Source organism: Klebsiella sp. KPN54798 (genome assembly GCF_021184225.1).
In the GTDB taxonomy this organism is placed as follows: domain Bacteria; phylum Pseudomonadota; class Gammaproteobacteria; order Enterobacterales; family Enterobacteriaceae; genus Klebsiella; species Klebsiella pneumoniae.
In genome coordinates this window covers 1,558,544-1,580,944 of sequence record NZ_CP089234.1, presented here as the reverse complement: position 1 = coordinate 1,580,944, position 22,401 = coordinate 1,558,544, and the positions used below count along the sequence as shown (strand labels likewise).

The following is a 22,401-nucleotide window of genomic DNA, read 5'->3' as shown; positions in this document are numbered from 1 at the left end:
GGACATCCCATGGGCAGCTACCTGATCCGCCGTTTGCTGTTAGTCATCCCCACCCTGTGGGCCATCATCACCATTAACTTTTTTATTGTCCAGATCGCGCCTGGCGGCCCGGTCGATCAGGCCATCGCCGCCATCGAGTTTAATCAGCGCGGCGGGATGCCGGGGGCTGGCGACGGCGGCATGGGCGCCAGCCATGCCCGCACCGGCGCAGGCAATATCAGCGAGGGTCACTATCGCGGCGGGCGCGGCCTCGACCCGGAAGTCATCGCCGAGATCACCCACCGCTACGGCTTCGATAAACCGCTGCACGAACGCTATCTGAAGATGCTGAGCGATTATCTGCGCTTTGATTTCGGCGACAGCCTGTTTCGCAGCGCCTCCGTGCTGCAGCTGATTAAAGACAGCCTGCCGGTCTCGGTGAGCCTCGGGCTGTGGAGCACGCTGATTATCTATTTGGTCTCCATTCCGCTGGGCATCCGCAAAGCGGTCAGCAACGGCAGCCGCTTTGATATCTGGAGCAGTACGCTGATTATCATTGGCTATGCGATCCCTGCCTTTCTGTTCGCCATCCTGCTGATCGTGATTTTTGCCGGCGGCAGCTATTTCGACCTCTTCCCGCTGCGCGGTCTGGTCTCGCCAAATTTCGACACCCTCCCCTGGTATCAAAAGATCCTCGACTACCTGTGGCACATCACCCTGCCGGTGCTGGCGACGGTAATTGGCGGCTTTGCCGCGCTGACTATGCTGACCAAAAACAGCTTCCTCGACGAGATCCGCAAACAGTATGTGGTCACCGCCCGCGCCAAAGGCGTTGGTGAGAAACAGATCCTCTGGGGACACGTGTTCCGTAACGCCATGCTGCTGGTGATCGCCGGGTTCCCGGCCACCTTTATCAGTATGTTCTTTACCGGCTCGTTGCTGATCGAAGTGATGTTCTCGCTAAACGGCCTGGGTCTGCTGGGCTATGAAGCGACGGTCTCCCGCGACTATCCGGTGATGTTCGGCACGCTCTATATTTTCACTCTGATTGGCCTGCTGCTGAATATCGTCAGCGATATCAGCTATACGCTGGTCGACCCGCGCATTGATTTTGAGGGCCGCTAATGTCTTTCTTCAGTCCCGTTAATCAGGCCCGCTGGGCGCGCTTTCGCCACAACCGTCGCGGCTACTGGTCACTGTGGCTGTTTTTAATTCTCTTTCTTTGCAGCCTGGGCGCCGAGCTGCTGGCCAACGATCGCCCGCTGCTGGTGCAGTACCGGGGCCAGCTGTACGTCCCGGTGTTAAAAAACTACACTGAGCAAACCTTCGGCGGCGCGTTCGCCACCGCCGCCGACTATCAGGATCCCTGGCTGCAGCAGCAGCTGGCGACTCACGGCTGGGCGCTATGGCCGCCAGTGCGCTTCGGCGCGACGACAATTAATTTTGCCAGCACGGTTCCCTTTCCATCGCCGCCCTCGGCCAGCAACTGGCTCGGCACCGACGCCAACGGCGGCGATGTGCTGGCGCGGATCCTCTATGGGACACGCATCTCGGTGCTCTTCGGTCTGCTGCTGACGCTGTTCTCCAGCGTGCTGGGGGTGCTGGCCGGGGCGATACAGGGTTACTACGGCGGTAAAATCGACCTGTGGGGACAGCGCTTTATCGAAGTCTGGTCCGGCATGCCAACGCTGTTCCTGATCATCCTGCTCTCCAGCGTCGTGCAGCCGGGCTTCTGGTGGCTGCTGGCAATCACCGTTCTCTTTGGCTGGATGACGCTGGTGGGCGTGGTGCGCGCGGAATTTCTCCGCACCCGCAACTACGACTATGTTCGGGCGGCGCAGGCGTTAGGGGTTAGCGACCGGCAGATCATCCTGCGGCATATGTTGCCCAACGCGATGGTGGCGACCCTCACCTTCCTGCCCTTTATCCTGTGCAGCTCCATTACCACCCTGACGTCGCTGGATTTTCTCGGCTTCGGCCTGCCGCTCGGCTCGCCCTCCCTCGGCGAGCTGCTGCTGCAGGGCAAAAACAACCTGCAGGCGCCCTGGCTGGGCATTGCCGCATTTCTCTCCGTCGCCGTGCTGCTGACGCTACTGATTTTTATCGGTGAAGCGGTTCGCGACGCCTTTGATCCGAGTAAGGCGGTGTAATATGACCCACCCGCTGTTAGCTATCGACAATCTCTCTATTGCCTTTCGCCAGCAGGGTGAGACGCAGACCGTGGTGCACAATCTGTCGCTCGAGGTGGCGGTCGGCGAAACGCTGGCCCTGGTGGGCGAATCCGGCTCCGGTAAGAGCATCTCCGCCCTGTCGGTGCTGCGGCTGCTCCCTACCCCCCCGGCCAGCTACCCCAGCGGTGACATCCGTTTTCATGGCCAGTCGCTGCTGCATGCGGATGAGGCGACCCTGCGCGGCGTGCGCGGCAACCGGATCGCGATGATCTTTCAGGAGCCGATGGTATCGCTCAATCCTCTGCACACCCTGGAAAAACAGCTCTACGAGGTGCTGTCGTTACACCGGAGAATGCGCAAACAGGCGGCGCGCGGGGAGATACTCGACTGCCTGGAGCGCGTCGGGATCCGTCAGGCGCCGCGGCGGCTGGCGGACTATCCGCATCAGCTCTCCGGCGGCGAGCGCCAGCGGGTGATGATCGCCATGGCGCTGCTGACGCGCCCGGAGCTGCTGATCGCCGACGAGCCGACTACCGCCCTGGACGTATCGGTGCAGGCGCAAATTCTGCAACTGCTGCGCGAGCTGAAGCAGGAGCTGAACATGGGGCTGCTGTTTATCACTCATAACCTGAGCATCGTCCGCCAACTGGCTGACCGGGTGGCGGTAATGCAGAACGGCCGCTGCGTGGAACACAATGACTGTCGGGCGCTGTTCAGCGCGCCAGCGCATCCCTACACCCAACGCCTGCTGGATAGCGAGCCGGACGGGGAGCCGGTGCCGCTGGCCGCCGATGCCCCGGTGCTGCTGCAGGCGGACGATTTAAAGGTGGCGTTTCCCGTTCGCAAAGGGATCCTGCGTCGGGTGGTCGATCATCATCGGGTGGTCAACAGCCTTAGCTTTCAGCTGCGCGCCGGCGAGACGCTGGGCCTGGTGGGGGAATCGGGTTCCGGTAAAAGCACCACCGGCCTGGCCCTGCTGCGCCTGATCCCGTCCGGGGGCAAGATAACCTTCGCCGGCCAGCCGATTCAGGGGCGTAACCGCCGACAGCTGCTACCGCTGCGCCGACAGATGCAGGTGGTTTTTCAGGATCCGAACTCGTCGCTCAATCCGCGCCTCACGGCGCAGCAGATCATTGAGGAAGGCTTGCGCGTCCACCAGCCGACGCTGACGGCGGCCGAACGCGAACAGGCGGTGATCCTTGCCATGCAGGAGGTCGGCCTCGACCCGGCCAGCCGCCAGCGCTATCCGGCGGCGTTCTCCGGTGGCCAGCGACAGCGTATCGCCATCGCCAGAGCGTTGATCGTCAAACCGCAGCTGATCGTCCTCGATGAACCGACCTCATCGCTGGACAAAACCGTTCAGGCGCAGATCCTGAACCTGCTGAAAGCCTTACAGCGAAAGCATCAGCTGGCCTATATTTTTATCAGCCATGATTTAGGCGTGGTGCGGGCGCTGTGTCACCAGGTGATGGTGCTGCGTCAGGGAGAGGTGGTCGAACAGGGCGAGTGCAAGTCCGTCTTCAGCGCACCCCGGCATGAGTATACCCGCCAGCTGCTGGCGCTAAGCTGACGGTCAGAAAGGGTTATTGCCGGAGAAGGGCTCGGCGATGGCCACGCCAAAGTTTTTCAGACGACAGGTGGCGGCAAACTCATCCTGCAGGTTTACGAACAGGCAGGGTTCACCTTCGCACTCCAGCACGGAACAGTCGACTTCGATGTCGCTTAACGCCTGGCTGAGCTTATGCATCACCGGCCAGGCTTTCTCACCGTCCGGGCTCAGCAATTTCAGGGCAACGAGACTGTTCTCGTTCTGCGCGCCGTTTTGCGGAATCGGTTCAACTCTGGAACCCGCAAAACCGGCCAGCCAGCGATAGCTCTGCGGCAGACGGTGTACGATAGAGAGTTGTTGTGTATTCACTTGGTTTCCCCGGAAGCAAAAGGCTTCACAATAAATTTACATCAATATTAACACACTGTTGACAAATAGTCCTGCCTTGAGGCAGAAAACGTTTACAGCGGCGGCGGACCTGGGTTAAGCGCTTATAATCCAGCGCTTTATTTTTTATACCTGGCGAGCCAATTGGCGCTATATGTACCCGTTTCTGTGATCCAAAACAACTTTTTTATCGCAACAATGCGACTTTTTACACTAATTGATTTTACATAAAGGAAACAAATCGCAGAACCCTGAAGCCCATTGCGGTTGACATGCATCAAGAAAGGGGCGATTTCGCCCCTGAAAATGTGACCTAGCGTGCGATTTTTCGCCGCCGGGATGCGTAAAGCGAGAAGAAAATAGAGCAGGTTGCGCAGAAGGCAATAGAGATCAGCATCGGCCAGGCGGTGGTAAACGTCGCCATCGACAGCAGCGCGCCGATAATCGCCCCGATACCGAAACGGAAAGTCCCCGCCAGCGACGAAGCAGTGCCCGCCATATGCGGAAACTCATCGAGGATCACCGCCATGGCGTTAGACGACACCATGGATACGCAGCCGACAAAGGCCGCTACGCCGATCACCAGTGACCAAAAGCCGACATCCAGCAGCGCGCAGACCACCATCCACACCGCCATGGCAAACTGGATCCACAGCCCGGCGCGGAACATACGCAACGCCCCTACCCGCCGCACAAACCGGCTGTTGAACATGGTCATCAGAAACAGAAAAACGATGTTCAGCGCAAAATAGTAGCCAAAGTGCTGAGGCGCGACGTGGTTTATATTGATGTAGACAAAGGGACCGGCGCTAAGGAAAGAGAACATGCCCGCGAAGCTAAAGCCGCTCGCCAGCATATAGCTCAGTACCCGCTTGTGGCGGAACAGCGTGGCAAAGTTACCCAGCGTGGTGCGCAGATGGAACGGCTGACGCCTTTCAGCCGGCAGCGTTTCGCGGACAAACAGGCCGATCATCAGCGAGGCCAGCAGGGCCACCAGGGCGAGGATCCAAAAGATGGCATGCCAGCTGAACCAGACCAACACCGCCCCGCCGACCATCGGCGCCACCAGCGGCGCAATGGTCGTGACCAGCATGACAAACGACATCATGCGCGAAAACTCATCTTTCGGATAGATGTCGCGCATCAGGGCGTTAATCACCACGCTGGCCGCCGCGGCTGCCAGACCGTGGAAGAAACGCATGACAATCAGCATATCGACGGTTTGCGACAGGGCGCAGGCTACCGCCGCCGCCGCGAAGACCAGCGTCCCGCCGAGGATCACCGGCTTGCGGCCAAGGCTGTCCGCCATCGGGCCGTACAGCAGCTGACCCAGCGCAAAGCCGAGGATATAGGTGCTGAGCGTCATCTGCGCGCTGCCGTCCGGGACGTTATACTGGGCGGCGATCACCGGCAGGGCCGGAAGATACATATCAATAGACAGCGGCATCAGCATGGCCAGCAGGCCAAGGATAAACACAATCCCCAGTGAAGAATTTTGCTTCAGCGTCACGTTTTACTCCGTGGCTGCGGGGCGCCCACGCTGGCGATTTCCGCTTCCGTCAGCGGACGATATTCACCCGGCGCCAGCGATTCATCCAGCAGGATGTCGCCGATGCGTTCCCGATGCAGGCCAACCACGTGGTTGCCCACGGCGGCGAACATGCGTTTCACCTGATGGTAGCGGCCTTCGCTGATGGTGAGGCGCACTTCGGTCGGAGTGATAACTTCCAGCAACGCCGGTTTGGTGAGATCTTTTTCGTTATGCAGCTGGACGCCTTTGGCGAACAGCTCCGCGGTCCCTTCCGCCAGCGGGCTTTCCAGCGCCACCAGATAGGTTTTTTCACAGTGGTGGCGCGGCGAGGTAATGCGATGCGACCACTGGCCGTCATCGGTCATCAGCACCAGCCCGGTGGTGTCGATATCCAGCCGTCCGGCGGCGTGCAGCTTATGCGCCACCGGCTCGTCGAGGAAATAAAGGATAGTCGGATGATCGGGATCGTCGGTGGAACAGACGTACCCTTGCGGCTTGTTGAGCATAAAGTAACGCGGGCCATTCTGCTGGGTCAGCGTATTTCCGTCATACTCCACCTCGTGCTCCGGCTGGAGCTTAAAAGAGGCATCTTTCACAATGTCGCCGTCCACGGTAACGCGGCTGCCGCGAATTTCACGCCCGGCAATAGCCCGGCTGACGCCCAGCTGCTGAGCGATAAACTTATCAAGTCGCATGAGATTTTTTTAGCCTGTCATAGTGCTGGAGCGGGCAAATCGCCCGAAAAAGAAGAATTTCACCGGCTAGTATAACGGGCTCTTAACACCACTCAAGGGAAAAGATTCATGGCATACTATTCGCCAGTTAATTAGCCCCGTGAATTCATGACTTTTACATTACGTCCTTACCAACAAGAAGCCGTCGATGCCACCCTCGCCTGGTTCCGTCGCCATACCGAGCCGGCGGCGATTGTCCTGCCCACCGGCGCGGGCAAAAGTCTGGTGATCGCCGAGCTTGCCAGGCTGGCGCGCGGCCGCGTGCTGGTGCTGGCCCATGTCAAAGAGCTGGTGGCGCAGAACCATGCCAAATACTGCGCCCTTGGACTCGAGGCGGATATCTTCGCCGCCGGTCTGCAGCGAAAAGAGAGCCACGGCAAAGTGGTGTTCGGCAGCGTGCAGTCGGTGGCGCGCAATCTCGACCAGTTTCGCAGCGAATTTTCGCTACTCATCGTCGATGAATGCCACCGCATCAGCGATGATGACGACAGCCAGTATCAGCAGATCATCGGTCACCTGCGGCAGGTCAATCCGCAGATCCGGCTGCTCGGCCTGACGGCCACGCCGTTCCGCCTTGGCAAGGGCTGGATCTATCAGTTCCATTATCATGGGATGGTGCGCGGCGATGAAAAGGCCCTGTTCCGCGACTGCATCTATGAGCTACCGCTGCGCTATATGATTAAACACGGCTATCTGACGCCGCCGGAGCGCCTCGATATGCCGGTGGTGCAGTACGATTTCAGCCGCCTGCAGGCGCAAAGCAACGGCCTGTTCAGCGAAGCCGATCTTAACCATGAGCTGAAAAAACAACAGCGTATCACGCCGCATATTGTCAGCCAGATCGTGGAGTTCGCCGAAAACCGCAAAGGGGTGATGATCTTTGCCGCCACCGTGGAACACGCCCGGGAAGTGACCGGCCTGCTGCCGGTAGGCCAGGCGGCGCTGATCACCGGCGAAACGCCTGGGCCGGAGCGGGATCGCATCATCGAGGCCTTTAAAGCGCAGGCGTATCGCTATCTGGTGAACGTCGCGGTGCTGACCACCGGCTTCGACGCCCCGCACGTCGACCTGATCGCCATCCTCCGCCCCACCGAGTCGGTGAGTCTTTACCAACAGATCGTTGGCCGCGGTCTGCGCCTGGCGCCGGGGAAAACCGACTGTCTGATCCTCGACTACGCCGGCAATCCGCATGACCTGTATGCCCCGGAAGTAGGGACGCCGAAGGGCAAAAGCGACAACGTGCCGGTGCAGGTCTTCTGCCCGGCCTGCGGCTTCGCCAATACCTTCTGGGGCAAAACCACCGCCGACGGCACCTTGATTGAACACTTTGGCCGCCGCTGCCAGGGGTGGTTCGAAGATGACGACGGCCACCGCGAACAGTGCGACTTCCGCTTTCGCTTTAAAAACTGCCCGCAGTGTAATGCGGAAAACGACATCGCCGCCCGCCGTTGCCGGGAGTGCGACACTATACTGGTTGACCCGGACGATATGCTGAAGGCGGCGCTGAAACTGAAGGACGCGCTGGTGCTGCGCTGCAGCGGCATGGCCCTGCAGCACGGCGGCGACGAGAAGGGCCCGTGGCTGAAAATCACCTACTACGATGAAGACGGGGCGGATGTCAGTGAGCGCTTCCGTCTGCAGACCCCCGCCCAGCGCACCGCCTTCGAACAACTGTTTATTCGCCCGCATACCCGCACCCCCGGGGTGCCGCTGCGCTGGATAACGCCGGCGGATATCGTGACCCAGCAGGCGCTGCTGCGCCATCCGGACTTTGTCGTCGCCCGCATGAAGGGGCAGTACTGGCAGGTGCGGGAAAAAGTGTTCGATTATCAGGGGCGTTTTCGTCGCGCCAACGAGCTGCGTTAATTACCGGAAAGCTGAGGTTTTGATTGCCCGGGTGTCGTTTGGCGGCTATAATGCCGCCCGCTTTTGCATTCGCAAAGCAGATAATCCGCCTGTTGCTGGGTCGCCTGTAGCAGGCTTTATATATAGAGAGACATCAATGTTTACTATCAACGCAGAAGTACGTAAAGAGCAGGGTAAGGGTGCGAGCCGCCGCCTGCGCGCAGCTAACAAGTTCCCGGCAATCATCTACGGTGGCGCAGCTGCTCCGGTTGCTATCGAACTGGACCACGACAAAGTATGGAACATGCAGGACAAAGCTGAGTTTTACAGCGAAGTTCTGACCGTCGTTGTTGATGGCAAAGAAGAAAAAGTCAAAGTTCAGGCTGTTCAGCGCCACGCGTTCAAGCCGAAACTGACTCACATCGACTTCGTTCGCGCGTAATCGCCGATAGCAAGTTGTATGGCAAGCGCCCCGGGGTCTCAGGCTCCGGGGCGTTTTGTTATCTGCGCAGCCAAAGCTCCGGCGCCTCGTGCACGATGTCGCTAAGCATCCGATGCTTATTCATTCCGGGCAGCCAGAGCATCACCATAGTGACGTTCAGCCCCTGACTGCCGACCTCCGTCGCGATTTCACTGACTCCCTGCCACTCGCCTGGCCGCAAATGGTCCGGTAAAAACCCCCAGCCCCTCCCCTGCTCCAGCGCATGGCGCAACAGGGTAATTTCATTCATATACAGCGTATGGCCGGAAATCTGCAGCCGGCGGGCGATTTGATCGTCACTGCGCCGGTGCATCACTAACTGCGGCGTCAACGAAAGATTCAATAGCGTCAGCGGCCGCGGAGCGTCGTGGAACAGGCTGTCCGCCGCGTAGAAACGCAGATCCACGGTGCCGAGCGCCCGCCACTCCATTTCGCTCCCCAGCGTGCGGTTGTTAGCCTGACAAATCGCCATCTCCGCCACGCCATCGCTCAGCGCCTGCTCGGCTTCGCGACGCGAGGCGCTCCAGCAGCTCAGGCGGATCTGCCGTCGGGCCAGGTTATCGGCCAGCGCACAGAGAAATTCACGCGGCACGAAGGGATCGTACACCAGACGCAGCGCCTGCCCGGCGGTTTGCGGCAGCGTTTGCGCAAAAGACTCGAAAGCCTGCGCCTGACGCAACAGCAGATGCGCCTGGCGAAACAGCTGCTCGCCCTCGGCAGTTAGCGTCAGGCTACGTCCTTCACGGCTGAACAGCCGGTAGCCCAGCGCATCTTCCAGATAGTCCAGCAGATCGCGCAGCGTGGTCCGGTCTTTAGCTAAACGAATGGCCGCCTGCGACAGGCTGCCGGTCTCAGCAATCGTCGCGAAGGCTTCAATCTGTGCGAATGAATACTGTAGGGTTTTCATCCTTTTTCTCCCTTAAGGGGGAAAATCCCCCATGTGCTGATTTTAGCCGGCGCGCGCCGATTTATATACTGCGCAGCGAATCTATGGCAAACGAGGAAATGACAATGATAAGAAAACCACTGGCCCTGGCGTTAATATTGGCGGCGCTGCCGGCGGCGGCAATGGCGCAACACTGCGGCAGCCTGACGCTGGATGTCTGCCCAACGCCTTACGATCAAACGCTACCCGCGGCCAAAGACATGCTCAGCTGGGATCAGACTTCACGCGTGATTGGCTTTCGCAATGACTATCGCAACTATGCCGGCGATGTCTTCCGCCACGGCGCCTCGACGCCGCTGGAGCGCGCTGAAAAACAACTGACCGATGCCCGCTATACGCTCAACGGCCACACCTGGAATTTGCAGGATTACCTGAAGCGCGAGAACGTCAGCGGTATGCTGGTGCTGAAAGATGGTAAAGTCGCCTGGAAATATCTCGCCGAAGGTAATACCGACACCACCCTGTGGACCTCGCGCTCGGTAGGCAAATCGGTGGTCTCGACGCTGGTCGGTATCGCCATTCAACAGGGTAAAATCCACTCCCTTGATGACCTGATTACCGTTTATGAACCCGAACTGAAAGGCACCGCCTGGGACGGCGTAACGCTGAAGCAGTTGATTCAACACACCAGCGGGGTGGAATGGAATGAAGACTACACCGACCCGCAGTCGCATTTCGCCCGCCTGACCCAGTGTGAAGCGCACCCCGGCGCCTATGCCTGCGTGCGTAAGATCGTCACCGGCCTGGCGCGTCAACACCCGGCGGGCGAGCAGTGGTCCTACTCTTCCGGCGGCGCCTGGCTGCTTGGGGATATCCTGGAGCGCGGCACCGGCATGTCGCTGGCCGCCTGGCTTGAACAGGCTCTATGGCAGCCGGCCGGGATGGCCCACGACGGCGTGTGGCATGCTTATCAGCAAGGGAAGCACGACGTCGGCGCCCACGGCTTTAACGCCACCCTTGAAGACTGGGGCCGCTTTGGTGAATTCGTCGCCCGTGACGGTCGGTTAAGCAATGGCAAACAGCTGGTGCCGACTGGCTGGTTCGATCAAGCCGCCAGCTGGACCAAGGCGCTAAACTCGGTCTCGGCAGCGCATCCGGAGGGTATTTACGGCTATCAGTGGTGGAATAACGCGATTCCGGCGAATGCGCAAAACGTCCAGCCGACGCCGCAGGAAGGGCTTAAAGGGTCGCTGTGGGCGCTGGGGATCTACGGCCAGGTGATCATGGTGAACCGCGCGGAACACCTGGTGATCGTCCAGTGGTCGACCTGGCCGCAGGCGGAACCTTCCTTCAACGCTCAGCCGTTGGAAGCGGCGCTGATGTACAGCGCCATTGCCCGCGAGCTGCGTTAACTCCCCGCTCCTTGCCGCTCAGCCGGCGAGGAGCGTGTCGGCATTCAGCGCCAGGTGTTGCAGCAGGATAATGGTTTTAGCATCCATGATCTCGCCATCGCGAATGGCCTGCAGCGCCCGCGTCAGCGGCCACTCCAGTACTTCAATGTCCTCACCTTCCGCCGCCAGTCCGCCGCCGTCGCCCCGACGGTCATCGGCCTGATATTCGGCGATAAAAAAGTAGAGTTTTTCGGTGACGGAGCCGGGGCTCATAAAGACGGTGAAGACGGGTTCGACACGCGTCACGCGAAAGCCGGTCTCCTCTTCCGCTTCGGCAACGATCCGCGCCTCCGGCGAGGCGTTATCCAACAGCCCGGCGGCCGCCTCAATGAGATATCCGTCGTGGCCATGAGTAAATACCGGAAAACGGAACTGACGGGTCAGGACCACCGTCCGCTTTTCCCGGTTGTAGAGTAAAATGACTGCGCCGTTGCCCCGGTCATAAGCCTCGCGGCTCTGCTCCTGCCAGCGACCGTCCCGACGCAGCAGTTCGAAGGTATATTTTTTCAACGTGTACCAGTTATCCGAGAGCAGCGTCTCGCGAACGTGGCGGACGTGCGGTGCATGTGTTTGCATGTTATTTCCCCTTTGAGGTGACAGCAGGCACCATAACATGCATAATCGTGCACAAACAAGATCATTCGATGAAGGAAAACCGATGCTCGCCAGTCAGAGAAAACAGCAGATCCTCCAGATCCTCACCGAGGAAAAACAGGTGATGTCCGGGGAGCTAAGCCAGCGGTTTAACGTCTCCGAGGACTCCATTCGCCGCGATCTGCGCGAGCTGGCGGCGGAGGGAAAACTGCAGCGGGTCCATGGCGGGGCATTGCCGGTATCCGCCGCCATTGCGCCAATTGAAACGCGCAAAAGCGTGCAGATCGCCTCCAAGCAGGCGGTCGCCCGCGCCGCCGCCGCCCTGATCCAGCCGGGACAGGTGGTGATTGTCGATGGCGGCACCACCACCGCGGCGATGATCGGCTTTTTACCCGCCGACCTCAGCTGCACGGTGGTCACCCACAGTCCGGGCATCGCCGTGGCGCTGGTGGACCACCCGCGAATCGAGGTGATCCTGCTCGGCGGCAGAGTATTTAAACATTCGGTTGTCGCCGTCGGCGCCGAGACGCTGGCGGGAATGGCGCGGATCAACGCCGATCTGTTCTTTATGGGGGTGACCGGCGTCCACCCGCGGGCGGGTTTCACCACCGGTGATTACGAAGAGGCAGGCATCAAGCGCGCGCTGACGGCCAGGGCGGCAGAAACCGTGGTAATGGCCTCCCGGGAGAAGCTCAACGCCGCGTCGGCCTTTGCCATCGGCGAGCTGAGCCTCGCCAGTACGCTGATTGTCGATGGAGAACCCGACGCCGCGCTGCGCCAACAGTTGTTGCAGAGCGGCGTGGAGATCGTCCCCGTTCAGCGGTAGCGCCGCCGGGGCGCAGGGCTTAATTGCCGCCTGACGTCCGGCGCTGCAGCTGGTCGCGCAGATTCGGCGGGGTACCCTTAATGGTCAGGGTATCAGTGGCGGGATCCCAGAATACGCGTTCGCCCAGCAGCATGGCGTCGAAGTTAATGGTCAATCCGCCGCCGCTGCCGGCAAACTTGGTCAGCTGACGTAAGGTGCTGCGATCCGCCGGGAAGCTCTCTTCCAGCTCATAGCCCTGCTCAGCGGTGAATTCCTGGAAGCTCTTTTCGCTGACGCCGGCGAGCTCTTTGGACAGCGACTCCAGCTCAATCTCTTCCCCAGCCTGCAGCTGTTCGTTGCAGTAGGCGTAGACCTGCTGGCGCACGTTCTGTCGCTCGGATTTATCAAGCTGGGCATCGGCGGCGAAGTCATCCACCGCCTGCAGCAGGCCGCGGTTCTGCGCTTTGGCGTTAAGCCCTTCGCTGGCGCCGAGGAAATCCATAAAGAAATCGGCCACTTTGCGCCCTACCCGCCCTTTCAGGAAGGTCAGATAGCGGGTCGACTCCGGGTTGGTTTCCCACTCGGTGAGATCGATGCGCGCGACGATATCGGCATGGTTAATATCCAGATAATGGGTCGAGCGGATATCCAGCTCTTCGTTGACGCGCATACTGCTCAGGTTATTGAGTACCGCCACCAGCAGATACTCGACCGCAAGGTAACGATACTGGCAGAAGAGGACAATGCCTCCTTCGGCGAACGGGTATTTCGCCAGCTCATCGCGCAGGCGACCGGTCGCCGCGCGGCTAAACGCCAGAAACTCTTCTTCCCCCTGACGCTGCAGGCGCAGCGCTTGGGCCAGTTCGCTCTCTTCATTGAACAAGCCATAGGCTTTGCTTTTGGCGCTATAGACCCGGTGCAGTTCAGCCATCATCTCGACGACCGTCGCGTTCGGCTCCAGCAGTGACTCGCGCAGCACCAGCTCCAGATTTTGTTCATCACGTTTGATTAACTGATGCAGGGCAATCTGGTCGATATCCAGACTCATGTTAAACTCTCCTTTTAGACCGGGCGGTATTCAACCACCGCCGGGTGGCCGACGCAACTGGCGCCACACATTTCGACGTCGTTAACGTCGATTGATGCGCTTTTGCGCCGCGGCGAAAAAATGCGGAAAAAAAGCTGCTGCTACGGTAATATGTTGCCCTTTCACGAACAAACAGATTTTGAGTTTATGCCGCAAATTTCCCGCTATAGCGATCAACAGGTCGAACAGTTGCTCAGCGAGCTGACGAACGTCCTGGAATCACACAAAGCCCCGGTGGACCTTTCACTGATGGTGTTAGGCAATATGGTGACCAACCTGATCAACAGTAGCGTCGCGCCGGCGCAGCGTCAGGCCATCGCCCGTTCTTTCGCGCAGGCTTTGCAATCTTCGATTAACGACGATCCAGCGCATTAAGGATAACAGCAACAGTATATGGTGACTCTACGTCAGCCCTACCGAGAAAAAGTCTCCCAGATGGTTAGCTGGGGGCACTGGTTCGCCCTGTTCAACATGTTGTTGGCCATGGTGCTCGGCAGCCGCTACCTTTTTGTCGCCGACTGGCCGACGACGCTTGCCGGACGACTGTTTTCGTACGTCAGTCTCGTCGGGCATTTCAGCTTTCTGGTGTTTACCAGCTATGTGCTGATCCTCTTTCCGTTGACCTTTATCGTGGTCTCGCAGCGCCTGATGCGCTTCCTGTCGGTGATCCTTGCCACCGCCGGGATGACGCTGCTGCTGATAGACAGCGAGGTTTTTACCCGCTTCCATCTGCACTTAAACCCGGTCGTCTGGGAGCTGGTCATCAACCCTGACCAGAATGAGATGGCGCGCGACTGGCAGCTGATGTTTATCAGCGTCCCGGTCATCTTCTTGATTGAAATGCTCTTCGCCACCTGGAGCTGGCAAAAGCTGCGCAGCCTGACGCGCCGCCGCCATTACGCCCGCCCGGTCGCCTGGTTCTTCTTTTTGTCGTTCGTCAGCAGCCACCTGGTCTATATCTGGGCGGACGCCAATTTCTATCGCCCGATCACTATGCAGCGGGCGAATCTGCCGCTCTCCTATCCGATGACCGCCCGTCGTTTCCTTGAGAAACATGGCCTGCTCGACGCCCAGGATTATCAGCGTCGTCTGGTGGAGCAAGGGGCGCCGGAGGCGGTATCGGTCCAGTATCCGCTTAGCAACCTGCGCTACCGTGACCTCGGCGCGGGCTACAACGTGCTGCTGATCACCGTCGACAACCTGAACTACTCGCGGTTTGAAAAGACCATGCCGGCGCTGGCGGCATTTGCCAAAGAAAACGTTAACTTTACCCAGCATATGAGCTCGGGCAATACCGCCGACAGCGGCCTGTTTGGCTTGTTCTACGGTATTTCGCCTGGCTATATGGACGGTGTCCTCTCGGCGCGTATTCCCGCCGCGCTGATTACCGCCCTCAATCAGCAGGGCTACCAGCTGGGCCTCTTCTCCTCCGATGGGTTTAGCAGCCCGCTGTATCGCCAGGCGCTGCTCTCCGATTTCTCGCTGCCGAGCGCGAAGACCCAGAGCGACGAGCAGACGGCCAATCAGTGGATCGGCTGGCTGGACCGTTACGCGCAGGATGAGAATCGGTGGTTCTCGTGGATCTCGCTCAATGGCACCACTCTCGACGACACGCAGCAGCAGGGCTTTGTCCGCCGCTACAGCAAGGCGGCAGGCGACGTTGATGCCCAGATCGATCGGGTGCTGACTGCGCTGCGCGAAGCCGGCAAACTCGATAATACGGTGGTAATTATTACCGGCGGCCACGGCAAGCCGCTGAATGCGAAACACGACGCGTTCGACTGGTCGCGCGAGCAGCTGCAGGTGCCGCTGGTTATTCACTGGCCGGGCACGCCGGCGCAGGAGATTGCCACCCTGACCGATAACAAAGATGTGATGACTACGCTGATGCAGCGCCTGCTTCACGTTTCGACGCCGGCCAATGAGTACTCGCAGGGAGAAGATCTGTTCAGCGCCGCGCGGCGTCGTAACTGGGTCACCGCGGCCAACGGCGATACGCTGGCCATCACCACCCCGACCATCACCGTGGTCCTCAACCATAACGGCACCTATACCACCTGGAGCCGCGACGGCGAGAAAATTAAAGATCAGAAACCGCAGCTCAGCCTGTTGCTGCAGGTCCTGACTGACGAAAAACGCTTTATCGCTAACTGATTGATTAATTATGAATCAATCGCGCGTGACCCGCTTGCATTCGCCTGGGGAACGGGTAATATTGTTCCCCACGCGTCGGCACGTAGCGCAGCCTGGTAGCGCACCGTCATGGGGTGTCGGGGGTCGGAGGTTCAAATCCTCTCGTGCCGACCAAAAACTCCACAGAAACCAGCCTTTTAAGGCTGGTTTTTTTATGCCTGTTTCCCCTGTTGCCGCCCGCTCGCTTAATTTGTGCCCTTTCTTCAATGTATCGTGAAGATGTACGACTATCCTGATGGTAAATTACGTCGTAGCATCTATTATTCGACCGTATGACTCATAAGCAGGAGCGGATAACATGAGAGTTAATGGACTTACCAAAGGATTTTTCATCCTTATCGTCTTCATTGTAACCCTGGCCTTTTTTGATGTTCTCTCACCCTATTATTCCGCCATCCTTTGGGCTGCGATCCTCGCGGTGATTTTTAATCCGGTCAAAAACAAGATCCGTACCCGCCTCGGCGAGCGCAATGGCCTCGCGGCGCTGATGACCATCGTCATTATCTGTCTTATCGTTTTTACGCCGCTGGCTATCATTCTCTCCTCGCTGGCCTACGAGCTCAATCTGGTGTACAGCAAACTGCAGCATAACGACACCCAGTTTCCGACGGTGGTCGCCAGCCTGTTCGCCCATCTCCCCGGCTGGGCCAGAAGCTTCCTCGCCGATCATAACCTTGATAGCGCGCAGCAGATCCAGCAGCAGCTCTCTGATGCCGCTCTGAAAGGCGGTCAGTATCTGGCCGGCAGCGCGTTTCTGATTGGCAAAGGGACTTTTGGCTTCACCGTCAGCTTCGGCATCATGCTGTATCTGCTGTTTTTCCTGCTGAAGGATGGACCTTATCTGGTGCTGTTGATCCTCGAGTCTCTACCGTTATCAAGCTATGTGAAGCAGCATTTGTTCGCTAAATTCGCCGCTGTGGCCCGCGCCACGGTAAAAGGTACCGTCGCCGTGGCGCTGGCGCAGGGGGCGCTGGGTGGCTTTGCCTTCTGGATCGCCGGTCTGGACGGCAGCATTCTCTGGGGAGCGCTGATGGCGTTTCTGTCGCTTATCCCGGCGGTGGGCTCGGCCATTATCTGGGTGCCAGCGGCCATCTACCTCTTCGCCACCGGCCAACTGTGGCAGGGCGCCTTTATCGTCGGCTTCTTTGTGATTGTGATTGGCCTGGTGGATAACATTCTGCGTCCACTGCTGGTGGGCAAGGATACCAGGATGCCGGACTATCTGATCCTTATCGCCACTCTGGGCGGCATGGAGATCTACGGTATCAACGGCTTCGTGATCGGGCCGCTGATCGCCGCCCTGTTTATCGCCTGCTGGAACCTGCTGTCGGGACGAGAACATGCCGGCAATACCGATGAAATCGATGAAGAGTTTATTGAGGAAGCGAAAAATAGCCGTAATGAATAGCTTTCCCGGCAGGGGGCTGGCGGCCCGCCAGCGCCTCTGCTGCGCTCTGCGCGGCCGATGTCTTACCAGTAGATAACACTATTCATTTTGCAAAAATTGGTAAATAAATCTTAACATTCAGCTGAGTGATGATAGGCTATCTCTGTCAGGAACGAAAATAAAGGATGATCAACCGTGAAAAAAATCACTACGCTAGCCGTTTCTCTGCTGACCGCCGCCTGCATGTCCGCTGGCGCATTGGCCGCAGACCAGCCGCTGGAAAAAGTCGCGCCGTTCCCGAAAGCGGAAAAAGGCATGAAGCGTCAGGTTATTCAGCTGCCGCAGCAGCAGGATGAGTCGGCGCTCAAGGTTGAGCTGATGATCGGCCAGACGCTGGAAGTCGACTGCAACCATCATCGTCTCGGCGGGGAACTGGAAAGTAAAACCCTGGAAGGCTGGGGCTATGATTACTATGTCTTTGAGAAGCTGAGCGGCCCGGTATCCACTATGATGGCCTGCCCGGACGGCAAAAAAGAGAAGAAATTTGTCACTGCCGGCCTCGGGGATGACGCCATGTTGCGCTACAACAGCAAACTGCCGATCGTGGTATACACGCCGAGCAATGTCGATGTGAAATATCGCATCTGGCGCGCCGACGAGACTATCGGCAACGCCGTCGTCCGCTAAGGCGAACAGCGCAAACGGCAATAAAAAACGGCAGCCCGCAGGCTGCCGTTTTTGTCAGAGCGTTTATCAGAGCGCGATATCCGCCATCGGCTTGCCGCCGCTCAGCGGCTTCAGCTCCGCCTGCGGTACCTCATCCACCGCCCCGGCTGGCTCATATTTCAGTTCCAGCACTTCACTGGTCCACGCCAGCGCTTTCTCGATCTCCGCCGGGTTGCCGTCAAGACGAATACCGTAGGTTGGGATGATCGCCTTCAGCTTGGCCTGCCATTCCGGCGAATTGACTTTATCTTTAAACACTTTTTCCATTAGCTGCAGCATGATAGGCGCCGCGGTGGAGGCCCCTGGCGACGCGCCGAGAAGCGCCGCGACGGTGCCTTCATCATCGCTGACCACTTCGGTGCCCAGGCGCAGTACCCCGCCCTTCTTCGCGTCGCGCTTAATGATCTGCACGCGCTGACCGGCCTGCCACAACCGCCAGTCCTCTTTCCGCGCTTCCGGATAATATTCGCACAGCGCGGCCAGACGATCTTTATCTTTCTGCATCACCTGGCTAATCAGATATTTTACCAGATCGAAGTTGTCCAGGCCGACGTTGAGCATTGGCAAAATATTTGAGGTATTCGTCGAGGCCAGCAGATCCCACAGCGAACCGTTCTTCAGGAAACGGGTCGAGAAGGTGGCGAATGGTCCGAACAGCACCACGCGTTTACCGTCGATAATACGGGTATCGATGTGCGGCACCGACATCGGCGGCGCGCCCACTTCGGCCTGACCGTAGACCTTCGCCAGATGGTGGTTCACCACCTCCGGATTTTCGCAGACCAGGAACTGGCCGCCGACCGGGAAGCCCGCATACTCTTTGGCCTGCGGAATGCCGGTCTCCTGCAGCAGGGTCAGCGCTGCGCCGCCGGCGCCGATAAAGATAAATTTAGCTTTAATGACCCGCTTCTGACGACGATTGTCGGCATCCGCCAGGGTGACCGTCCAGCTCTTGTCGGCGTTGCGCTTGAAGCGACGCACCACGGTGCCCAGCTGTAGGGAGAAATTATCATGCTTTTGCAGACCGGCGATCAGCTGGCGGGTAATTTCACCATAGTTGACGTCGGTTCCCACTTCTGAGCGAGTGGCGGCGACCTTTTGCAACGGGTCGCGGCCTTCCATCACCAGCGGCGCCCAGGCTTTGATCTGCTGATGGTCTTCAGAATAGCGAATACCGCGGAACAGTTCACTTTGCTGCAGCGCCGCGTAGCGCGCACGCAGGAAGTTGACGTTATCTTCGCCCCACACAAAGCTCATGTGCGGCACGCTGTTAATGAAAGATTTTGGTTTGTTCAGGACGCCGCGCGTCACCTGATGCGCCCAGAACTGACGCGAGATATGGAAGGCTTCGTTGATGTCGACCGCTTTGTCGATATTGATGCCGTTGGCGGTCTGCGGCGTGTAGTTCAGCTCCATCAGCGCCGCGTGGCCGGTACCCGCATTATTCCACCCGTTTGAGCTCTCTTCCGCCACGCTGGACATCTGCTCAACCATGGTAATAGACCAGTCTGGCTCAAGCTCCTGCAGCCAGGTTCCCAGTGTGGCGCTCATAATGCCGCCGCCAATCAACAATACATCCGTCTCTTGCTCATGGCGGGTGTTGGTCCGAGTGCTGTTGGGACCAACCGCCTGTGAGCGTGGTACGGCCATCTTTTTATTCATCGGATTTGAGCCTTACTTTACTCGCTGTTTTTATTTAGCGCAGGTGATACGATTCTCACCCCTCACGTTACCACCGAAGCTCAAAAATTTAAATATTGTTTAAATTTTAAGTTCTGTTTTGAGATCCGTTATAAAAATGTTTAATAAATGTATACACCAAATCACTTTTTGTACTGGTGCGCTGACAGATTCCGCGCTATCATCCCTGGTTTTGTGACAGACCGCACGGAAGCAGGGCCTGACACCGCTCCCTCTTTTTTTATAAGCTGCGAACTTTTTTTATGCCCCCAGTTTCTGACCCCGCCGCTTCCGGCAACCTGCGTCTCATCCTCCGCTCCCCGTCTTTACTGACGCGCGAAATGCTGGCCGGCGTGCTCACCGCCCTGGCGCTCATCCCTGAAGTGATTTCGTTTTCAGTCATTGCCGGCGTTGACCCGCAGGTAAGCCTGATTGCTTCGGTGGTGCTCTGCCTGGCGATGTCAGTCTTCGGCGGACGCCCGGCGATGGTCACCGCCGCCGCGGGCTCGGTGGCGCTGGTGATTGGCCCGATGGTGCAACAGCACGGCGTGGGGTACATTTTACCGGCTGTCATTCTGGCGGGTATTATTCAAATTTTGTTTGGTCTGTGCGGCATGGCGCGCCTGATGCGCTTTATTCCCCCGGCGGTGATGACCGGCTTCGTCAACGCCCTCGGGATCCTGATTTTCTTTGCTCAGGTGCCGCATTTCTGGAGTCGACAACCGCTAATCGTTGGCCTGTTCGTCCTGACGCTGCTTATCGTCCTGTGGGCGCCGCGCGTTATTAAGGCTATCCCGGCACCGCTGATCGCCATCGTCGCGCTCACCCTCTATACCGCGACCACCGGCCAGCAGCTGCCGACCGTCGGCGATGAAGGGTCAATGAGCGGCGGCCTGCCGGGGTTCACCGCCCTGACCGTTCCCCTGAACCTGACCACCCTGCAGATAATCTGGCCGTGCGCCCTCAGCATCGCCTTTGTCGGCCTGATGGAGTCCTTGCTGACGGCTAAGCTGGTAGATGATCTCACTCATACCCCGTCGAACAAATCGCGGGAAAGCGCCGGGCTGGGTATCGCCAATATCCTTGCTGGCTGCTATGGCGGCATCGCCGGCTGCGCGATGATCGGCCAGACTATCGTGAACGTGGAAATGGGCCGGGCCCGCAGCCGCCTCTCAACGGTAATCGCCGGCCTGGTGCTGCTCCTGCTGGTGACAGCGCTCAGCCAGGTGATGGCGAAGATCCCGATGGCGGTTCTGGCCGGGGTGATGGTGATCGTGGCGGTGAAGACCTTTAGCTGGCACAGCATTCGCCCGGGCGAGCTGGCGCGTAATCCGTGGCCGGAAACGCTGGTGATGCTGGTGACCGTCGCCGCGACGGTGGGAACCAGCAATCTGGCGATCGGTGTACTGGCGGGGATTGTCGCGATGGCGATCATCCCCCGCCGCCTGCGGGCAAAAGCGCAGGCTACATTAGAAACAGCGTCGCCAGACCCAGAAAAATAAAGAAGCCGCCGGTGTCGGTGATGGCGGTGATCATTACGCTGGAGCCGACCGCCGGGTCACGCCCCAGCTTCACCATGACCATCGGGATTATCACGCCCATCATTGCCGCCATCAGCAGGTTGAGCATCATGGCCAGCGTCATCACCCCGCCGAGCTGCGGATCGTCATACAGCCACCAGGTGATGGCCCCCATAATCCCGCCCCACACCAGGCCATTAATCAGCGCAACACCCATTTCACGCAGGATCAGAAAGGTAAAGCTGCCGGGCTGGATCTGCTGCAGCGCCATCGCCCGGACGATCATGGTGATCGTCTGGTTGCCGGTGTTGCCGCCGATCCCGGCGACGATCGGCATCAGCGAGGCCAGCGCCACCAGCTGTGAAATGGTGTGTTCGAAGCCGTCGATGACCCGGGAAGCAATAAACGCCGTACACAGATTGACCGCCAGCCATGCCCAGCGGGTTTTCACCGCTTTGCTGACCGGGGCGAAGACATCCTCTTCATCGCTCAGGCCGCCCATCCGCCGCAGATCGTTATCGGTTTCTTCATAAACCACATCGACGATCTCATCGATGGTCAGGCGCCCGATCAGCTTGCCGTCGGCATCAATGACGGCGGCGCTGAGCAAGTCATCACGTTCGAAGGTGCGCGCCACCTTCTCGGCCTCTTCGTGCGGCTGAAAGGTGACCGGGTCGCCCTCCATCACCTCCCCCACCCGCTTCTGCGCATCATTGAGCAGAATGGTCTGCAGCTCCAGCTCGCCGAGCAGCAGCTTGTTACGGGTGGTAACGAACAGCTTATCGGTGTTTTCCGGCATTTTACCGAGACGCCGCAGATAGCGCTGCACCGCCGCCAGGGTGGCCTCCGGTCGCACCGTAATGACCTCAAACTCCATGATCGACCCGACGCTGTTGTCGGCGTAGCGCATAATCTGGCGAATACGGGCGCGCTTCTCGGCCGGCAGGGTCGCCAGCAGCCGTCCGGTCAGGTTGCGCGGCAGATGCTGCAGCAGGTAAACCTGTTCATCGATATCCAGCGGCTGCATGGCCTGCAGCAGCTCGGGGTCGCTCATCTTGTCGATCAGGTCGCCCCAGACGTTCTCTGAGGCCTCCAGCAGCACTTCGCCGCGTTTATCGTCGGGCACCAGGCACCATAGCGCGGTGCGGGCGTCATAGGGAAGCGCTTCCAGCGCATCGGCGAGATCCGGCGGAGGCAGATGCGAGACCAGCATTTCCACTTCGGCCAGGTCATCGGCCAGCGTCCCTTCATCATAGCGCTCAGCCAGCGTCAGTTTGCCCAGCAGCGCGGAAGTCACCGCTTTATCGGTGCTCAAGAGCCAAATCAGACGGGCGCGCTCTTCGTCACGCAAGCGGGCGCTTTTTTTATGCAAAACGGACATCGATCGGGCAATCC

20 protein-coding genes and 1 tRNA gene are annotated in these 22,401 nt (G+C 59.0%); 13 read left to right on the top strand and 8 right to left on the bottom strand.

All coding sequences use genetic code 11. From position 1 onward, the window contains the following. Nucleotides 1–9 precede the first annotated feature (9 nt). From LPQ25_RS07795 to yejF, 3 genes are read left to right on the top strand one after another with little or no spacing between them, the layout of a single operon-like run. Nucleotides 10–1,104 carry a microcin C ABC transporter permease YejB gene (locus tag LPQ25_RS07795; RefSeq protein ID WP_004149130.1) on the top strand — a complete coding sequence of 365 codons (1,095 nt, stop codon included), beginning with the start codon at nucleotides 10–12 and terminating at the stop codon, nucleotides 1,102–1,104. Beyond that, the gene (locus LPQ25_RS07790) at nucleotides 1,104–2,129 is read left to right on the top strand and encodes a microcin C ABC transporter permease (protein ID WP_002912972.1); all 1,026 of its coding nucleotides are present in this window, start codon (nucleotides 1,104–1,106) and stop codon (nucleotides 2,127–2,129) included. The genes LPQ25_RS07795 and LPQ25_RS07790 overlap by 1 nt, the downstream gene beginning before the upstream one ends. 1 nt (nucleotide 2,130) lies before the next feature. Then, nucleotides 2,131–3,720: a microcin C ABC transporter ATP-binding protein YejF gene (gene yejF, locus LPQ25_RS07785; protein WP_041168936.1), complete on the top strand. Its 1,590-nt coding sequence runs from the start codon at nucleotides 2,131–2,133 to the stop codon at nucleotides 3,718–3,720. Nucleotides 3,721–3,723: 3 nt separating this feature from the next. On the opposite strand, the gene LPQ25_RS07780 is transcribed toward yejF, so the two are convergent. The 3 genes from LPQ25_RS07780 to rsuA form a co-directional block, all read right to left on the bottom strand. After that, nucleotides 3,724–4,068 (bottom strand): YejG family protein, encoded by a 345-nt coding sequence (locus tag LPQ25_RS07780; RefSeq protein ID WP_002912974.1) that lies wholly within the window; start codon nucleotides 4,066–4,068, stop codon nucleotides 3,724–3,726. A 331-nt stretch (nucleotides 4,069–4,399) separates the two neighbouring features. After that, nucleotides 4,400–5,596, bottom strand: coding sequence for a Bcr/CflA family multidrug efflux MFS transporter (locus LPQ25_RS07775; RefSeq protein WP_009486448.1), 1,197 nt, complete (start codon nucleotides 5,594–5,596; stop codon nucleotides 4,400–4,402). Continuing rightward, nucleotides 5,593–6,312: a 16S rRNA pseudouridine(516) synthase RsuA gene (rsuA, locus tag LPQ25_RS07770; protein ID WP_002912977.1), complete on the bottom strand. Its 720-nt coding sequence runs from the start codon at nucleotides 6,310–6,312 to the stop codon at nucleotides 5,593–5,595. Before rsuA ends, LPQ25_RS07775 begins: the two co-directional genes overlap by 4 nt. Before the next feature lie 147 nt (nucleotides 6,313–6,459). On the opposite strand from rsuA, the gene LPQ25_RS07765 reads away from it, so the two are divergent. Both LPQ25_RS07765 and rplY read left to right on the top strand, forming a co-directional pair. Next, complete coding sequence (locus tag LPQ25_RS07765) at nucleotides 6,460–8,217, top strand: DEAD/DEAH box helicase (RefSeq protein WP_004144263.1); 1,758 nt, start codon at nucleotides 6,460–6,462, stop codon at nucleotides 8,215–8,217. A 136-nt stretch (nucleotides 8,218–8,353) separates the two neighbouring features. After that, nucleotides 8,354–8,638, top strand: a complete 285-nt coding sequence (rplY, locus tag LPQ25_RS07760; protein WP_004189006.1) for a 50S ribosomal protein L25 — start codon at nucleotides 8,354–8,356, stop codon at nucleotides 8,636–8,638. Nucleotides 8,639–8,696: 58 nt separating this feature from the next. On the opposite strand, the gene LPQ25_RS07755 is transcribed toward rplY, so the two are convergent. Then, the gene (locus LPQ25_RS07755; RefSeq protein WP_004189004.1) at nucleotides 8,697–9,584 is read right to left on the bottom strand and encodes a LysR family transcriptional regulator; all 888 of its coding nucleotides are present in this window, start codon (nucleotides 9,582–9,584) and stop codon (nucleotides 8,697–8,699) included. Nucleotides 9,585–9,688: 104 nt separating this feature from the next. Here LPQ25_RS07755 and LPQ25_RS07750 point away from each other — a divergent pair, with 104 nt between their 5' ends. After that, a complete protein-coding gene (locus LPQ25_RS07750; RefSeq protein WP_014907180.1) occupies nucleotides 9,689–10,975 on the top strand; it encodes a serine hydrolase domain-containing protein in 1,287 nt (428 codons plus the stop codon). 18 nt (nucleotides 10,976–10,993) lie between these two features. Here the strand turns inward: LPQ25_RS07750 and LPQ25_RS07745 are convergent, their stop codons facing one another. Continuing rightward, nucleotides 10,994–11,590, bottom strand: coding sequence for an NUDIX domain-containing protein (locus LPQ25_RS07745; protein ID WP_004144265.1), 597 nt, complete (start codon nucleotides 11,588–11,590; stop codon nucleotides 10,994–10,996). Between the two features lie 82 nt (nucleotides 11,591–11,672). Here LPQ25_RS07745 and LPQ25_RS07740 point away from each other — a divergent pair, with 82 nt between their 5' ends. Continuing rightward, the gene (locus LPQ25_RS07740) at nucleotides 11,673–12,434 is read left to right on the top strand and encodes a DeoR/GlpR family DNA-binding transcription regulator (RefSeq protein WP_014907179.1); all 762 of its coding nucleotides are present in this window, start codon (nucleotides 11,673–11,675) and stop codon (nucleotides 12,432–12,434) included. Nucleotides 12,435–12,453: 19 nt separating this feature from the next. Here LPQ25_RS07740 and yejK read toward each other — a convergent pair whose 3' ends face one another. Next, the gene (yejK, locus tag LPQ25_RS07735; RefSeq protein ID WP_004144267.1) at nucleotides 12,454–13,461 is read right to left on the bottom strand and encodes a nucleoid-associated protein YejK; all 1,008 of its coding nucleotides are present in this window, start codon (nucleotides 13,459–13,461) and stop codon (nucleotides 12,454–12,456) included. Between the two features lie 186 nt (nucleotides 13,462–13,647). Here yejK and LPQ25_RS07730 point away from each other — a divergent pair, with 186 nt between their 5' ends. The 5 genes from LPQ25_RS07730 to eco all read left to right on the top strand — a co-directional run bounded on the left by LPQ25_RS07730 (nucleotide 13,648) and on the right by eco (nucleotide 17,767). Continuing rightward, nucleotides 13,648–13,875 carry a YejL family protein gene (locus LPQ25_RS07730; RefSeq protein ID WP_004195346.1) on the top strand — a complete coding sequence of 76 codons (228 nt, stop codon included), beginning with the start codon at nucleotides 13,648–13,650 and terminating at the stop codon, nucleotides 13,873–13,875. 18 nt (nucleotides 13,876–13,893) lie between these two features. After that, the gene (gene yejM / locus LPQ25_RS07725) at nucleotides 13,894–15,654 is read left to right on the top strand and encodes an LPS biosynthesis-modulating metalloenzyme YejM (protein WP_002912990.1); all 1,761 of its coding nucleotides are present in this window, start codon (nucleotides 13,894–13,896) and stop codon (nucleotides 15,652–15,654) included. A 76-nt stretch (nucleotides 15,655–15,730) separates the two neighbouring features. Beyond that, nucleotides 15,731–15,807: transfer RNA gene (locus tag LPQ25_RS07720), tRNA-Pro, on the top strand. Between the two features lie 184 nt (nucleotides 15,808–15,991). Next, nucleotides 15,992–17,101: an AI-2E family transporter gene (locus LPQ25_RS07715; protein WP_002912992.1), complete on the top strand. Its 1,110-nt coding sequence runs from the start codon at nucleotides 15,992–15,994 to the stop codon at nucleotides 17,099–17,101. Nucleotides 17,102–17,275: 174 nt separating this feature from the next. Next, nucleotides 17,276–17,767, top strand: coding sequence for a serine protease inhibitor ecotin (eco, locus tag LPQ25_RS07710; RefSeq protein ID WP_004175048.1), 492 nt, complete (start codon nucleotides 17,276–17,278; stop codon nucleotides 17,765–17,767). Nucleotides 17,768–17,833: 66 nt separating this feature from the next. Here eco and mqo read toward each other — a convergent pair whose 3' ends face one another. After that, nucleotides 17,834–19,468, bottom strand: a complete 1,635-nt coding sequence (gene mqo, locus LPQ25_RS07705) for a malate dehydrogenase (quinone) (protein ID WP_002912994.1) — start codon at nucleotides 19,466–19,468, stop codon at nucleotides 17,834–17,836. A 359-nt stretch (nucleotides 19,469–19,827) separates the two neighbouring features. Between mqo and LPQ25_RS07700 the strand changes: the two genes are divergently transcribed. Next, nucleotides 19,828–20,988, top strand: a complete 1,161-nt coding sequence (locus LPQ25_RS07700) for a SulP family inorganic anion transporter (RefSeq protein ID WP_014907177.1) — start codon at nucleotides 19,828–19,830, stop codon at nucleotides 20,986–20,988. On the opposite strand, the gene mgtE is transcribed toward LPQ25_RS07700, so the two are convergent. Then, nucleotides 20,951–22,387 (bottom strand): magnesium transporter, encoded by a 1,437-nt coding sequence (gene mgtE, locus LPQ25_RS07695; RefSeq protein ID WP_002912996.1) that lies wholly within the window; start codon nucleotides 22,385–22,387, stop codon nucleotides 20,951–20,953. The genes LPQ25_RS07700 and mgtE overlap by 38 nt on opposite strands. Nucleotides 22,388–22,401 lie beyond the last annotated feature (14 nt).

What these genes read in the sequence shown, in the direction of transcription:
- LPQ25_RS07795 (WP_004149130.1), top strand. Translation starts at nt 10, where the DNA reads ATGGGCAGCTACCTGATCCGCCGTTTGCTGTTAGTCATCCCCACCCTG.
- LPQ25_RS07790 (WP_002912972.1), top strand. Translation starts at nt 1,104, where the DNA reads ATGTCTTTCTTCAGTCCCGTTAATCAGGCCCGCTGGGCGCGCTTTCGC.
- yejF (WP_041168936.1), top strand. Translation starts at nt 2,131, where the DNA reads ATGACCCACCCGCTGTTAGCTATCGACAATCTCTCTATTGCCTTTCGC.
- rsuA (WP_002912977.1), bottom strand. Translation starts at nt 6,312, where the DNA reads ATGCGACTTGATAAGTTTATCGCTCAGCAGCTGGGCGTCAGCCGGGCT.
- LPQ25_RS07765 (WP_004144263.1), top strand. Translation starts at nt 6,460, where the DNA reads ATGACTTTTACATTACGTCCTTACCAACAAGAAGCCGTCGATGCCACC.
- rplY (WP_004189006.1), top strand. Translation starts at nt 8,354, where the DNA reads ATGTTTACTATCAACGCAGAAGTACGTAAAGAGCAGGGTAAGGGTGCG.
- LPQ25_RS07755 (WP_004189004.1), bottom strand. Translation starts at nt 9,584, where the DNA reads ATGAAAACCCTACAGTATTCATTCGCACAGATTGAAGCCTTCGCGACG.
- LPQ25_RS07750 (WP_014907180.1), top strand. Translation starts at nt 9,689, where the DNA reads ATGATAAGAAAACCACTGGCCCTGGCGTTAATATTGGCGGCGCTGCCG.
- LPQ25_RS07745 (WP_004144265.1), bottom strand. Translation starts at nt 11,590, where the DNA reads ATGCAAACACATGCACCGCACGTCCGCCACGTTCGCGAGACGCTGCTC.
- LPQ25_RS07740 (WP_014907179.1), top strand. Translation starts at nt 11,673, where the DNA reads ATGCTCGCCAGTCAGAGAAAACAGCAGATCCTCCAGATCCTCACCGAG.
- yejK (WP_004144267.1), bottom strand. Translation starts at nt 13,461, where the DNA reads ATGAGTCTGGATATCGACCAGATTGCCCTGCATCAGTTAATCAAACGT.
- LPQ25_RS07730 (WP_004195346.1), top strand. Translation starts at nt 13,648, where the DNA reads ATGCCGCAAATTTCCCGCTATAGCGATCAACAGGTCGAACAGTTGCTC.
- yejM (WP_002912990.1), top strand. Translation starts at nt 13,894, where the DNA reads ATGGTGACTCTACGTCAGCCCTACCGAGAAAAAGTCTCCCAGATGGTT.
- LPQ25_RS07715 (WP_002912992.1), top strand. Translation starts at nt 15,992, where the DNA reads ATGAGAGTTAATGGACTTACCAAAGGATTTTTCATCCTTATCGTCTTC.
- mqo (WP_002912994.1), bottom strand. Translation starts at nt 19,468, where the DNA reads ATGAATAAAAAGATGGCCGTACCACGCTCACAGGCGGTTGGTCCCAAC.
- LPQ25_RS07700 (WP_014907177.1), top strand. Translation starts at nt 19,828, where the DNA reads ATGCTGGCCGGCGTGCTCACCGCCCTGGCGCTCATCCCTGAAGTGATT.
- mgtE (WP_002912996.1), bottom strand. Translation starts at nt 22,387, where the DNA reads ATGTCCGTTTTGCATAAAAAAAGCGCCCGCTTGCGTGACGAAGAGCGC.